Origin of the sequence: Ruthenibacterium sp. (assembly GCF_017421385.1) — a bacterium.
In the GTDB taxonomy this organism is placed as follows: domain Bacteria; phylum Bacillota; class Clostridia; order Oscillospirales; family Ruminococcaceae; genus Ruthenibacterium; species Ruthenibacterium lactatiformans.
In genome coordinates this window covers 52,281-65,978 of sequence record NZ_JAFOIN010000072.1, presented here as the reverse complement: position 1 = coordinate 65,978, position 13,698 = coordinate 52,281, and the positions used below count along the sequence as shown (strand labels likewise).

Sequence of the window (13,698 nt, the reverse complement as noted above, 5' to 3'; positions counted from 1 at the left end):
AGGCTCCGCCCCCGCTGCCGTTTGTTTGGTAGGCGGCCCGGCGCTGCGCCGGGCCGAAAAGATGATAAAACAGAAATCAAGGAGGCCGCTATGAAACGGAAAAAACGAATTATCCGCATGCTTGCCGCTGTTCTGGCGGCGTCGGTCCTGGGCAGCTGGGGCGTTCCCGCCCGGGCGGCGGGGCCGGCGCAGGTCATCGTTACCGTGGACGGAGCGGACGTGACGCCCCTGGCCGGCGCGCGCAGGGTGGGCACCAATATCGAAATGTCCATGATCAGCGACGCCATGTGGCAGGCGAACGGAAACTGGATGGAACAGAGCTTTTTTGCAGGCGAGCTGGATATGATGCGCTGGGGGTATGACGCCTGGGCCTTTGACTGGGAACAGGAAACGCCCCTTTCGGAGAACCGGTACTGGGGCGGGCTGAACAGCCGCGACGCGGCCGGGAGCTTCGGCCTGCGGGAGTTCATCCGCTTTTGCAAGCAGCAGGACATCGTGCCCTTCGTCATGATACCCATTGAATCGCTGGACGCCTTCGGCGGACAGGCCGGCCTGGAAAAGGTAAAGGCGCTGACGGCGTCGATGGCGCAGTACATTGCGCAGGAAGGGATAGAGCTGTGCTACTTCGACATGGGGAACGAGCCCTGGAACAACGGCGCGGGCGGCGTTGCCAACGCCAGGTATCTGGGCAGCCTTTTCCCGGAGTTCCAGCAAATCGTCAAGGCGGCAAACCCCAATTACAGCCTGGTGCTGCAGCGGGCGCCGGAAAATATTTTGTGGAACAGCTGGAACAGCGCGCTCGTCTCGGCGGCGCAGGGGGCGTTCGACGCATATGACGACCACCGCTATGCGTTCTACGGCTGGAACAAGTATTTTGACAAGAACAGCGACGCGCTGCTGGAGCCGGGGACGCCCATCGAGGGGAAAGAGGGCATTCTGGGCGAATGCAACATCGGCTGGACGCCGGTTCAGGACGATTGGAACGCGGGACATGTGCGGGACATGGGCGGCAGCATGGCGCTGCTGAACGCGATGCTGGAGATGATCGGGGACGGCAGGTACTCCCGCATCGTTACCTGGCCTTCGCATTATCCCAGCAAAGCGTCTATTTCGGGCTGTCCGGAAAACGCGTTCGGCTGGTTCGACCTGGACCAGTGGTATCTGGAGGGAAAGACTGTGCGCCTGACGGGCCCGGCGGCCGCGCACAGGATCGTCAACCAGAATGTTCTGGAAAACCGGCTGGGCGCGTCCAGCAGCGCGGAGAAGGTGCGGGTCTACGCATATTGCAACGCGGCGCAGACAGACCTGCGCGTGATCGTGCTGAACAAATGGGACGCCACACAGCTTACGCTGAACGTACCGGAGCAGATGGACTGCGTAAGCGCGATGGTGCTGAGCGGGGAAAGCGTATGGGACACGGCGCCGGAGTACCGCAGCCTCTTCGCCGGCTGCGAAGCCGTGACGGGCGGAAGCTATACGGGCGGCATACCGGGAGAGAGCGTTGTGGTGTACACGTTCAGCTCCGGCGCGCCGGGGAAAGCGCCCGGGCAGCCGGAATTGCTGAGCCCCGGGAACGGCGCCGGCGGCGCGGGGACGGCACAGGCGTTTGCGTGGACGCCCGTGGACGGCGGGCGAAACTACCGCCTTACCGTATCGCCCAACGCAGACCTTTCCGCACCCGCGATCGATACATACACAGGCATGGCGTGCCGCTACCAGGCCGCGCGGGAGCTTGAAGCGGGAACGACGTATTACTGGCGGGTAACGGCGGAAAACCAGGCCGGTTCCGCGGCGAGCGGGACGGCCTGCTTCACAACGCAGGAAGCGCCGGGGGGCGGGACGGTAACACTGAACAACGACTCGCCCTATTTGTCTTACAGCGCCAACTGGAACCAGCAGGCGTCGGCGGGCAGCTACCGGAACGACGATGCGTCCTGTAAAGAAAAAGACGGCTTTGTGGAATTCACCTTTACAGGCACCGGGGCGAAGCTTTACGGGCTTCGGGGAAACTGGTGCGGCATGGCGGACGCACAGGTGGACTTTGGGGCGCCCGTGCGCATCGACGCCTATGCCGGTACAACGCAGGAGCAGGCGCTTTTGTTTGACACCGGTGAGCTGCCTTATGGGGAACACACGGTGACGCTCACAGTCGCGGGAGAAAAAAACGAAGCGTCCTCCGATACGTGGATCGAATTCGACAAGGTTGAATTGTCGGACAGCCAAAACGGCGCGCCCGTTATAAATAAGGTCGTCTGGAACGACGAAAACCCGAATCTGAAAAAGTTTTCCGTCTGGAAGCACCAGTCGGTCCCGGGCAGTTATCACGACGACGACAGCTCCAGCAATACCTGGAAAGCGCACATCGAATTCAGCTTCGAGGGAAGCAATGCGGTGATCTACGGCCTCAAGGGGCCGTGGTGCGGCCGGGCGCAGATAACGGTGGACGGCGCAGCGGCTGCGGATATCGACGCCTATGCTCCGGAAATGATGCTGCAGCAGGTTCTGTACGATACAGGCACGCTGGAGCCCGGTACACATACGGTGCGCATTACGGTAAAGGCGGAAAAGTCGCCGGAGTCCAGCGGGCGCTGGGTGGAGATCGACCGGGTGGTCTGGCAGTAAGCGGCGCGCAGAGAAAGGGAAGGCTGATGGGAATGGAAACGATCAACGCCGCAGATTGGGGCGTCCTGCCAGGGGACGACGTTTCCCTGGCGGCGCGCCTCGGGGCGCTGCTGTCCACGCTCCGAGAAAGGCCCGGCGTCCGCCTCCGCATGGAGCCGGGGATATATCACTTTTACCCGCAGGGCCTGCCGCTGCACCGGTGGAACATCTCGAACCACGATGCGTGCGGCGGGCAGGCGGCGGGGCTGCTGCTGGAGGGCTTTCGCGATTTTACACTGGACGGCGGAGGCAGCAGGTGGGTCTTTCACGCACAGATGCTCCCGTGCCGCGTCGCGCACAGCAGCGGCGTGCGGCTTGAGAATTTTTCCCTGGACCTTGCGCGTCCCGTTTATTCGGAGGGCGTGATACGGGAGGTCCGTCCGCAGCGGATGACGGTGTGGATCGACCCGGAAAAATATCCCTGGAATGTGGAAAACGGCCGCCTTGTTTTTACGGGAGAAAATTTCCGCCGCGCCATGCACCTGTGGCTGGAGATGGATGCAAAGACCCGCGCGCCGGCCTGGGGAACGGAGGACCTGTATTTTTGTACCGAAACCCAGAAGGTGGGGCTGCACCCGGCCATAAAGGCGGCGGCGGGAGACCTGGTGCAGATCACGCTGAAGGGCGGGGAGCATTTTTTTGCGGGCAGCCGCGCCGGCAACCGGCTGGTATTCCGGCACCATCCCCGCACTGCCCCTGCCGTTTATGCCGCGGATTCCAAGGATATCTGCTGTGAGAACATCCGCGTCCACCATGCCGCGGGCATGGGCTTTTTGGCCGAGCGGTGCGAAAACGTCACACTGAAGCGGTTCGATGTGACGCCCTCCCCCGGGACGGGACGGTGCTTTTCGGCAGCGGCCGACGCCGCGCATTTCGTCAACTGCGGAGGGAAGGTCGCTCTGGAGGGCTGCCGGTTTGAAAACCAGCTGGACGACGGGCTGAACGTGCACGGCTTTTATGCCGTGGTGCGCGGCCGGCCGGGCGCGCGCCGCCTGCTGCTGGACTGGGGCCACCCCATGCAGCGCGGCGTGCAGCTGGCACGGGAGGGGGACGTTCTGGCGCTGATGCAGGCAAACGTGCTGCGCCCGGCATGGCAGGGAAAGGTGCGCAGTGTGGCGGAGGACAAGGCGGGAAGAATGGTGGTGGAGCTGGAAACGCCGCCGCCGCTGCCGGAGGAGGGCCGCTGGGTGGCTGAGAACCTTACACTTTCCCCGGAGGTGACGGTGAAACGGTGCGTTTTCCGCGGAAACCGGGCCAGAGGCATGCTGCTCACCTGCCGCAGCGCCCTTGTGGAGGACTGCCTGTTTGAAGTCCCCGGCGCGGCGGTGTATCTGGAGGGTGAGGCGGAGTACTGGTATGAATCCGGCGCAACGCGGGAGCTGGTTTTCAAAAACAACCGTTTTGTGAACTGCTCCTACATCCCCGCGTGGGGAGCGGCCCCCATTGTCGCCTGCCCGAAGGCGGCGCATTCCGGCGGCTGGTTCTTCCACCGCCGCATCGTGCTGGAGGGAAATTCCTTTTTCTGTTTCGACGAACGGATTTTGCAGCTTCGCCAGACGGGGGAGATCTGTATGACGGACAACCGATATCGCGCCACGCGCGCCTACCCGCCCCGGAAGGGAACGCGTTACGACGTCGCGGACTGCGGCTGTCTGCGGGAATTCCACGCCTTCCGGACGCAGGAGAAGAACGAAAGCACAAGCGCGGGGGAGACGCAGGCGCGCGCGTCCCGCGCGTAAGATGAAAAGGAGGCGCAGTCCATGAAAAAGCGTTTGGCGGCAGCTCTGTGCGCCGCATCCATTCTGTGGGCGGGGGCGTTCGTCCCGGCCCGAGCGGAGCAGGCCGCGCCGGACGGCGGGCCTGCCGCGCTTGCTCAATTTTTGGACGAGGCCCGCAGCACCGGCTTTGCCTATGTGCTGGAAGGGCAGGACCAGGTGTTCGACGGCGCCAGATGCCTGCAAGGCTCCGCGGAGGATATGGCGCGCCTGCAGGCCAGCAGCCAGGGTACGCTGCTGGTTCGCTACAATACGACGGCGGACACGAACCAGATCATTTTTGCCGCGGGAGGGTCCGCAGAGACGGAAGGGTGCGGGGCGCTTCTGGCGAATGCGGCGCCGTCGGTGGACCGGCAGCGCGTCCAGTTCCCGGGCGGGATGCAGGCAAATCTTGCAGACACCAGGGCGTCGGGCAGCTGGCACACATTTGTGTACAGTGTGGATGCATCGCAGCCGGGCGTTACGGAAGGCAAAACGGTCACCAGCTTCGACGGGAGCGCCGTTACGCAGTATCCGGACTATGCCTCCTGGTTCAACGCCAATGAAACGGTCAACGGGCTGAAGTTCCTCAGCATCGGAAATGTGGAGGGCGGCCTGCCGGGCGCGGGCGGGTTTGTGGGGCGCATCGCGGCAGTTGCCTTTATTCCCCGCGCGCTCAGCCAGCAGCAGGCGGCGCAGCTTACCGGGGAACGCTGGGGACAGGCCCCGCAGCTGCTTTACGCCGCAGAAAATATCGTCATAGAAACTCCGTCCCAGGCGGTGGAGCTGGAGCAGACGCTCGCGGGCCGAATCGCCGCTTTGGACGAGATGACGGTCATCGTGAAATTCAAAAATACGAACACGGGCGTCGGTTCGCTGTTCAGCGTAAGCGACCCCGCACAGGCCGCGGCGCATTTTCATATCTACCAGAACAACGACAGGCTGGGCTTTGAATACCGGGATAGGGACGACCCCTTCTATGAGGCGTCCTGCACGATATATGCCAGAGAGTGGAACACGGTGGCCTTTTCAGCGGGGCGCGATACAGGGTACCGCCTGTTTGCCAACGGCGCTCTTGGGGCCTCGCTGGAAAAAACGGGGGCGGATTACCGCTTTTTGAGCGACGCGGCCTCCTGGTCGAGCTGCAGCGTCGGCAAGACGGTGCGCGGCAACGACCCGGAGGGATATCCCTTCACCGGGACGATCGAGCGTTTGGAGATCTATGCCGGCGCGCTCCCGGACGAGGAGCTGGCCGCCCGCACCGCACAGACGCAGCGCGGGGACGCTTTCGTGTTTTATGCGGGGGACGCGACGGGCTCGGCGCATTTCCGCATCCCGTTTCTGTGGAACACTCCTGACGGGACGCTGATCGCCGGGGCGGACGCCAATTTCGGCAGCGGCGGGGATTCGGCAGAAAACATCGATATCGCATTGCGGCGCAAGCCCAACGCGGCCGGATACGGGGCGATGGAGGGCTGGCAGGATGCGTTCGTGCCGGATGCGATGCACATGCTGGACTATGCGGATGAAAACGGGTACCGCCAGAGATCCGCATCTTTCATCGACGCGGTGATCGTTCAGGATACTTTGGGCGGCGGGCGCATCCTGCTGCTTGCCGACGCCTGGGCCTGGAACGGAGGCCTGTTCCAGCACCTGGCCGATGCGTCCGGCGGCACCGAGATGCGCAGCGTGGCCAGGGGGGACGGCTTCTGTACGATTGGGGGCAAAAAATATCTTCTGCTTTCCGACCAGAACCGGAAGGGGAACGCCAACGGGCAGACGGGGAATATCAACGAAAACACAGACCGGAGCCGTTTTAACTACGCTGCGGATATCTACGGCGCGCCGGACGAAAACGGCCGTTACCCGGTCTACCATCTGAACGGGACGCCCAGGGCGTACAAGGCGGTGGGCACGCCCGTCAGCGATGCGAACCTGTCGCTGGGAGGGATGTCGGCGTACAGCCTTACAAAAGAGTATGAGCTTTGCAGGGACGGAACGCTGCTGACCGTGGCCCAGAACGCCGAAAACCAAAGCGCAGGGCCTGTGGAAGTACCGATGAAGATATTCTACGAGGACTCGGAGCTGCAGATGTACAACACCAGCTATATCATGCAGTTTTACAGCGATGACGGCGGCGCCAGCTGGCATACGGACAAAATCATTTCCGGCATGGTAAAGCGGGAAAGCTCCCGGTATTATATCCTCGGTCCCGGGCGCGGGCTGCAAATACAGAACGGCGCTTATGCGGGGCGGCTGATCGTGCCGGTCTATTATCAGGGCGCGCCGGATGCAGAGGTCATTTACAGCGACGACGGAGGCCGGACATGGAAGCACGGCGAAAGCGTTTCCTCCATCTACGGGCTGAGCGAAGCGGCTCCGGTGGAAATGCCGGATGGAAGCCTCAAGCTGTTTTTGCGCAACACGTCTGTTTTGGGCGGAACCGTCGTCGAGGCGACCAGCACGGACGGCGGACAGACCTGGCGGGACGTCAAATCCACATTTGGAAACAACAGCGCGGGCATCAACTGCCAGATGTCGGCCGTCCGGCTCGGCAGTCCGGTGCGCTCCCGTGCGGACGGGAAGGAATATCCGGCGCTCCTGTTGTCCTGCGCAAACCGGAAGGACCGCACAAACGGCAGGCTTTTCATGGGGCTGCTCAAGGAGGACGGCGCATACCCCGGCGGCGCCCGCAAATACCGGATCGACTGGGAATACCAGTATGACGTAACGCCGGCGGGAACGCTGTATGCCTACAGCTGCCTGTCCGAGCTGAATGACGGGCGCGTGGCTCTTTTGTACGAATCCTCCCCCTCTGGCTCCTGGGACGAGGGGCTGCAGAGGATATATTATCGGGAGTTCCAGGCAGAGACGCTGATGAATTGAAGGATATGGGCCGCCGAAGGAACAGGCGGTTCCTCTGGCTTCTCCCATTTGGCCCGGAAGTGGTATATTACAACGACCATGAGAGCGCGGCGCAGGTGCTGCACGGCTGGTACCCGGAGATGGAGCGCATCCTGCAATGCAGGCCCGCCGGAAATGCCCTGTATGCCTGCGGCCATGCATACGCCGGACAGCCAGTGCTCGTCAGCGAATACGGCGGCAGCTGCTTCACGGAAAAAGGCGCGGACGGCTGCGGGATATTCCAGTGACTGCGCTCCCCGGGCGTATGCTTGCCATATCGCGGAACTTACAGCCGAACTGCTGCACGCTCCATTGGTGCAGGACTATTGCTGCACGCAGCCATGCGAGGGGCAGAACGGGCTGCTCGCCTATGACCGCACGCCCAAGGTGCCTTTGGAGCTGATTTGGAAGGCGAATGAGGGCTGAGGCGCCGGAGCGGCAGCCATGCTCCTGGTTTTATATGCAAAAGGTATCAGCAGGCTTTCAGAGATGTACTCTGGAGGCCTGTTTTTTATTGCTGCGCCATAAAAAAGCGCATTTTAATGGCCGCAGGCCGGGGACGGCCTGCATGGCAAAAAAATAGTCTGCGGCTATTTTTTTATATGATGCAGGCTTTGAACGCTGCTTTCAGGCGCGCGAAGAGACATTATTTTCGGTATTTTGCCGTTTGAGGCAACATACCATGGACCATGGGGCTTGCAGCCCCGTACATGGCGCAGCAGACAAAATATGCGGGGGCAGAACAAAATGGGAAAAAGAGCGTATACCATATCCGAGACTTTTATCTCAGACACTTTGCAGGAACGGGAAAGGAACCTGGAAAAATTGGCGGCGGAATACTTTCGTATTCTTGAAAAGCGGCTGGTACATACCGGCGCTTGAGTACAGCGGCTGCAACGAAAGGCAGGGTGAACGATGAAAGCTGCAATTTACTGCCGGTTGAGCAAGGAGGATGAGGAATTAGAAAAAGACGGAAGTGGGAGAGAATCGGAGAGCATCCAAAACCAGAAATCCATGCTGATCCATTATGCGGTCGAAAAGGGATACGATATTTATCAGATCTACTGCGATGAGGATTATTCGGGCGTTGACCGCGCCCGTCCGGCTTTCAACCGGATGATTGAAGCGGCCGGCCAGCACAAATTTGATGTCATTCTGGCAAAAACACAGTCGCGCTTTACGCGTGATATGGAATTGGTGGAAAAATATCTGCATGGGAAATTTATTGAATGGGGCGTTCGCTTCATTGCCATCGTGGACCATGTGGACACTGCGGACGAGGCAAACAAAAAAAGCCGCCAGATCAATGGCCTTGTCAATGAGTGGTATCTGGAGGATCTGTCCAATAATGTCCGTTCCGTATTGTCCCACAAACGCAGGGAAGGAAAATTTATCGGTTCTTCCGCTTTGTATGGGTATCAGAAAGACCCGGCGGACAAGAATCATCTGGTGATCGACCCGGAAGCAGCAGAGGTGGTAAAGCGTATCTTCGCACTTTATCTGGCGGGCAACGGAACGACCCGCATTGCGAGAATACTGAACGAGGAATGCGTACCTTCGCCGACACAGTATAAGCGGGAGCATGGTGTTGTATGGAAAAGGCCCGCGCGCTACAAAAATGAGGATCTGTGGGGAAAGGCGACGATTTACCGTATGCTGACCAACCGAAGCTATGCCGGAGATATGGAACAGGGAAGACACAAAAAGGTGAGCTATAAATCGAAAAAGACCGTGTGGATCCCGAAAAAAGATTGGATCGTTGTGCCAGGCACGCACGAAGGGATCATCGAACGGGATAGTTTTGAGCGTGTGCAGCAGATGTTGCGCGCGCATGCCCGGGGCGGAGGCCGGGGCACGGTAAATCCACTGGCGGGGAAGGTGGTTTGCGGGATATGCGGTTGCACGATGGAGCAGACCGCTTCGGGCTGCGCCGGCAAAAAAACAGGAAAGGCGAACCGCTACTTTCGCTGCCGCACTTCACAGCGGGACAAAACACGCTGTCCGGGGCAGAACTATATGCCGATGGAGCAGCTGCAGGAGTTGGTACTGGAGCGGACGCGCTTCCATATCGCTGGGCATCTGAAGCCGGAATGGTTTGAAGCGGAACAGATAAAATCAGAAGCGGAGCAGTGCCGCCAAGCGAAACGTGAGGAATTGGAACGTCTGAAGGCGGAAATACAGCGCCGCCGGAAAGCAATGCAGGAACTGTATCTGGATAAAAGCAGCGGGACCGTCAGCTCCGCGCAGTTTGCGCAGATGAACCGTGCTTTTTTGGACGAAGCAGATCGCCTTGAAAAAAGGTGCGTGCTGTTGGAAGACGCCCTGGCGCGGGCAGCGAACACGCCAGGGCAGAAAAAAACGCTGGAGCATTGCTTCAATGCAGCCGGGGAAATAAAAGCGTTGGACCGTGAGCTGGCCTGCCTGCTGATTAGAAAAGTAGTAGTGTACCCTCCCGATGTCATGGAAAACACCCGGAAAATTGAAATTGACTGGAAGTTTTGAACAAAAGGGGCTTTAAAGGCCCGGAATTGTGGGGTTGGTTGAGCCTACCCAGGTGGGATATACCTCGCTGGAGGCGACGTTTTTGATGTAATCGCGGAACGATACCGTCACGTTCTGCACATTGGCCGAGGGGCGGCCCAGGTGTACCGTGATCTTTTCGGGGATGATGGGCTGGTCCAGAATGCGCGGGCGGCAGGCAGACAGCGGGGTGGGGCCGGAGGATTCGCCGCCCTCGAACAGCTTGTGCGTGGGGATATCGAAATCCTCAGGGAGACTGCGTACGGTGTAGGCGGCCGTTTCGTCCTCCTCCACAGGGATCATGAGCAGTTCCAGAAGGCTTACCTCGCCGTCGAATACCTGCACACCCGCCACATGCACGGGGTCATAGCCCTCATGCTCGGCGGTCACGTCCACCACGGCATAGGGCAGGACGGTACGGTTGTTTTCGTCCAGGGAGTAAGAGCGGGGCGGGCAGGCGATGGCAACGTCGTCGGACAATGCCTCGGGACCGGTGGTGACGGTTTTGTCCGGGATTCCGGTGCCGGAACGCTGGGATATGGTGACGATGACGTCAGGCACGGGCTGCGCGTTGCTGGCGGCGAAGCTGCGCAGGCGCAGAAAGCCTGTGCCGGTAAGGTCCGCCGCGGCGATGGCGGCGGTGATGTTTTGAGCGGGTGAAGGCGCGCGGGGTGCGGTGCGGCACCTGCACTGCGGCGCAGCGGCGGCGGGCTCCGCACCCGGAGCGGCACCGCTGCTGCCGCATGCGCACATGGCGCGGCCTTGTTTGTCAGAGTTCATACAAACACTCCTTTCTTGTCTTAGGATATTCTTTGAAAACCTGTGCTGACACCCGGGCTCCCTCTTCCTTTTTGCCGTTGTTTGGGATATACTGGTTTTAGACCCGAATCTTGGAGCGAACGGAGGGCGTTTATGGAATTTACGATTGAAAATAATTTTTTGTGCGTGCGGGTGCAGAGCAGGGGCGCTGAGCTGTGCAGCGTGGTGAAAAAGGAAACGGGCGAGGAAATGCTCTGGCAGGCGGACCCAGCTGTGTGGAACCGGCATGCGCCTATTCTGTTCCCCTACTGCGGGCGGCTGAAGGGCGGCGCGTTCACCCACAACGGCGTGTCCTATGAGGGCGGCCAGCACGGCTTTGCCCGGGATATGGAGCACGCGCTGGTGGAACAGAGCGGGGACAGCGTGACGCTGTGCCTGGAGGCAAATGTGCTGACGATGGAAAAATTCCCGTTTGCATTCAAGCTGTTTTCCACTTTCCGGCTGGAGGGCGTGACGGTGCACCACGACATCCGTGTGGAGAACGACGGCGGCGAGGTGATGCCCTTCGCCTTCGGGTACCATCCCGCGTTTCTGTGCCCGTTCGACGCGGCGCATAAAGCGGAGGATTACGTGCTGCGGTTCGATACGCCGCAGACGCCCACCGTCATCGAAACCGGGGAGGACGACGGCCTTGTGACGGGCGCGACCCGTGTTTATTTTGAAAGTGAGACAGACATTCCGCTGCATGACGGCATGTTCGACCACGACAGCACCTGCTTTTCCCGGCTGACGGCCGGGAGCCTTTCCATTGTGGAAAAAGAGACGGGCCGCCGCGTGAGCGTGGGGATCGAAGGCTACCCCTATGTGCTGATGTGGAGCGCAAAAGGCCCTGTCCGCTATGTGTGCATCGAGCCGTGGCACGGCTTGCCGGACGCGCGCACGGCCAGCGGCATCTGGGAGGAGAAGCCCGACACGGTGCGCCTTGCGCCTGGCGAAAGCTGGAGCACCGGCCTTGCGATGACGTTCGCACGGTGAGGCGCGCGTTTATTGGAAGCACGCGGCACGGCCGCGCCGAAGGAGGTTTGTTTATGCTGACACGGGACAGCCGCATCGGCGAGATCTATGCGACGCCCATTGGGCACGACATCATCCATACGCTGCTTTTGCAGACGGGTCTGCCGGAAAAGGCCGTCGCCAACCCTGTGGTGCGCCGCCTTTCACTGCGCGCTTTGCAGAAGCTGGCGCCGGGCAGGCTGGACGACAGCCTGGTGGATTCCCTGCTGGGCCTGCTGAACCATGAAACGCAGACGCCGCCCGCGCCCACAGGCGGCATCACCCGCAAATGGTGGAAGGAGGCCGTGGCCTACCAGATCTATCCCCGCAGCTTTGCGGACTCAAACGGCGACGGCGTGGGCGATCTGCGGGGCATCCGCGAAAAGCTGCCCTATCTGAAGGAACTGGGCGTAAATCTGCTGTGGCTCTCGCCCGTATACGATTCCCCCAACGACGACAACGGCTATGACATCCGGGATTACCGGAAAATCATGGCCGAGTTCGGCACCATGGAGGATTTCGACGCCCTGCTGGCTGAGGCACATGCGAACGGCATGAAGCTTATCATGGACCTTGTGGTGAACCACACCTCCGACGAGCACCCCTGGTTCCAAAGTTCCCTGCGCGACCCCGACGGTCCCTGCCGGGACTATTACATCTGGCACAAAGGCAGGGACGGAAAAGAGCCGAACAACTGGGTGAGCTTTTTTTCCGGCCCCGCGTGGAATTACTATCCCGAACGGGACGAATGGGCGCTGCACCTGTTCAGCAAAAAGCAGATGGACCTGAACTGGGATAACCCCGCGCTGCGCCGCGAGGTCTATGACATGATCGACTGGTGGCTGGCCAAGGGCGTGGACGGTTTCCGCATGGACGTCATCAACCTGATCTCTAAGGACGGCCTGGCTGACGGCAGCGAGGCGTTGGCGGGAGCCATCGGCCTGCGGGGCATCGAGCATTATTTTTACGGCCCGCGCCTGCACGAATATCTGGCAGAGATGCGGCGGGAGAGCTTTGGCCGTTACGACGCCGTCACTGTGGGCGAGACGGCGGGCCTGGGCATGCAGATGTCCAAAATGCTCACCGCGGAGAGCCGCGCGGAGCTGGACATGGTGTTCAACTTCGACGCGCTGGAGAACCCGGGCAAGACCCGCTTTGACGATTACCGGTACGACCTGCGCTACCTGAAAAAATACCTGTTGGACTGGCAGCAGAATTACGGTGACAACTGCTGGATGAGCCTGTTTTTTGAAAACCACGACAACCCGCGCATGGTGAGCAAAGTGAATCCGGACCCGGCTGTGCGCGCGCCGCTGGCAAAGCTGCTGGCGACGCTTCAGCTCACGCTCAAGGGCACTCCGTTCATCTATCAGGGGCAGGAGCTGGGCCTTGCCAATGTGGATTTTGCATCCATCGACGAGATCAACGACGTGGAGAGCCACAACCTGTACCAGGAGCTGTGCGGCAAAATGCCGTCGGAGGAAGCGTGGAAGCGCATCCTGGCCGGTACGCGGGACCATGCCCGCGCGCCCATGCCATGGAACGCGGGGCCCAACGGCGGCTTTACCGCAGGAACGCCCTGGCTGCGCATGGCGGACGGCTGGCAGACGTGCAATGCCGCCGACGAGATGCGGGACCCGGACTCGGTGTTCCATTATTATAAGAAGCTGATCGCGCTGCGGCGGGAAAACCCGGCGCTGGTATACGGCGCGTTCCGTCCCGTGTTTTTAAAGACGAAAAGGCATGCGGATGTGTTCTGCTATTTCCGTGTGCTGGACGGCAGAAAGTTTTATGTGGAATGCAACCTGACGGCCCACCAGACGCCGCGCCCGGCGCCGCTCTCCGGCGCACAGGCAAAGCGAATCGGTAATTATGCCGAGAAAGCGCCCGTGCTGCGCCCCTATGAGGCAAACGTATACGAGGTGCTGTGAGCGGGCAGCGGCCCGCCGGAGGGAAACGGCAAAAAGCGTCTTTTCGCATAGCTGCTCATAAAACGGCATCAAGCGCCATCCCTGGTGATATCCTGTGGTGCAAGTAGCTTATCCGT

The 13,698-nt window shown here is 60.7% G+C and carries 8 protein-coding genes; 7 read left to right on the top strand and 1 reads right to left on the bottom strand.

What is annotated here, in order from left to right; translation table 11 throughout:
* Window positions 1-90: 90 nt before the first annotated feature.
* The 5 genes from IIY41_RS07790 to IIY41_RS07770 all read left to right on the top strand — a co-directional run bounded on the left by IIY41_RS07790 (window position 91) and on the right by IIY41_RS07770 (window position 9,821).
* Window positions 91-2,622, top strand: a complete 2,532-nt coding sequence (locus IIY41_RS07790; RefSeq protein WP_058722869.1) for a hypothetical protein — start codon at window positions 91-93, stop codon at window positions 2,620-2,622.
* Window positions 2,623-2,654: 32 nt separating this feature from the next.
* The gene (locus tag IIY41_RS07785) at window positions 2,655-4,400 is read left to right on the top strand and encodes a hypothetical protein (RefSeq protein ID WP_287400261.1); all 1,746 of its coding nucleotides are present in this window, start codon (window positions 2,655-2,657) and stop codon (window positions 4,398-4,400) included.
* Window positions 4,401-4,421: 21 nt separating this feature from the next.
* A complete protein-coding gene (locus tag IIY41_RS07780; RefSeq protein WP_287400259.1) occupies window positions 4,422-7,301 on the top strand; it encodes a sialidase domain-containing protein in 2,880 nt (959 codons plus the stop codon).
* A 5-nt stretch (window positions 7,302-7,306) separates the two neighbouring features.
* Window positions 7,307-7,567: a hypothetical protein gene (locus IIY41_RS07775; RefSeq protein WP_154521081.1), complete on the top strand. Its 261-nt coding sequence runs from the start codon at window positions 7,307-7,309 to the stop codon at window positions 7,565-7,567.
* 667 nt (window positions 7,568-8,234) lie between these two features.
* Window positions 8,235-9,821 (top strand): recombinase family protein, encoded by a 1,587-nt coding sequence (locus tag IIY41_RS07770; protein WP_050004934.1) that lies wholly within the window; start codon window positions 8,235-8,237, stop codon window positions 9,819-9,821.
* 12 nt (window positions 9,822-9,833) lie between these two features.
* Here the strand turns inward: IIY41_RS07770 and IIY41_RS07765 are convergent, their stop codons facing one another.
* The gene (locus IIY41_RS07765) at window positions 9,834-10,619 is read right to left on the bottom strand and encodes a hypothetical protein (RefSeq protein WP_058722864.1); all 786 of its coding nucleotides are present in this window, start codon (window positions 10,617-10,619) and stop codon (window positions 9,834-9,836) included.
* A 132-nt stretch (window positions 10,620-10,751) separates the two neighbouring features.
* Between IIY41_RS07765 and IIY41_RS07760 the strand changes: the two genes are divergently transcribed.
* Together IIY41_RS07760 and IIY41_RS07755 are read left to right on the top strand one after the other, a co-directional pair.
* Window positions 10,752-11,633, top strand: coding sequence for an aldose 1-epimerase family protein (locus tag IIY41_RS07760; protein ID WP_009324718.1), 882 nt, complete (start codon window positions 10,752-10,754; stop codon window positions 11,631-11,633).
* A 53-nt stretch (window positions 11,634-11,686) separates the two neighbouring features.
* Complete coding sequence (locus tag IIY41_RS07755; protein ID WP_287400256.1) at window positions 11,687-13,582, top strand: alpha-glucosidase; 1,896 nt, start codon at window positions 11,687-11,689, stop codon at window positions 13,580-13,582.
* Window positions 13,583-13,698: the final 116 nt, after the last annotated feature.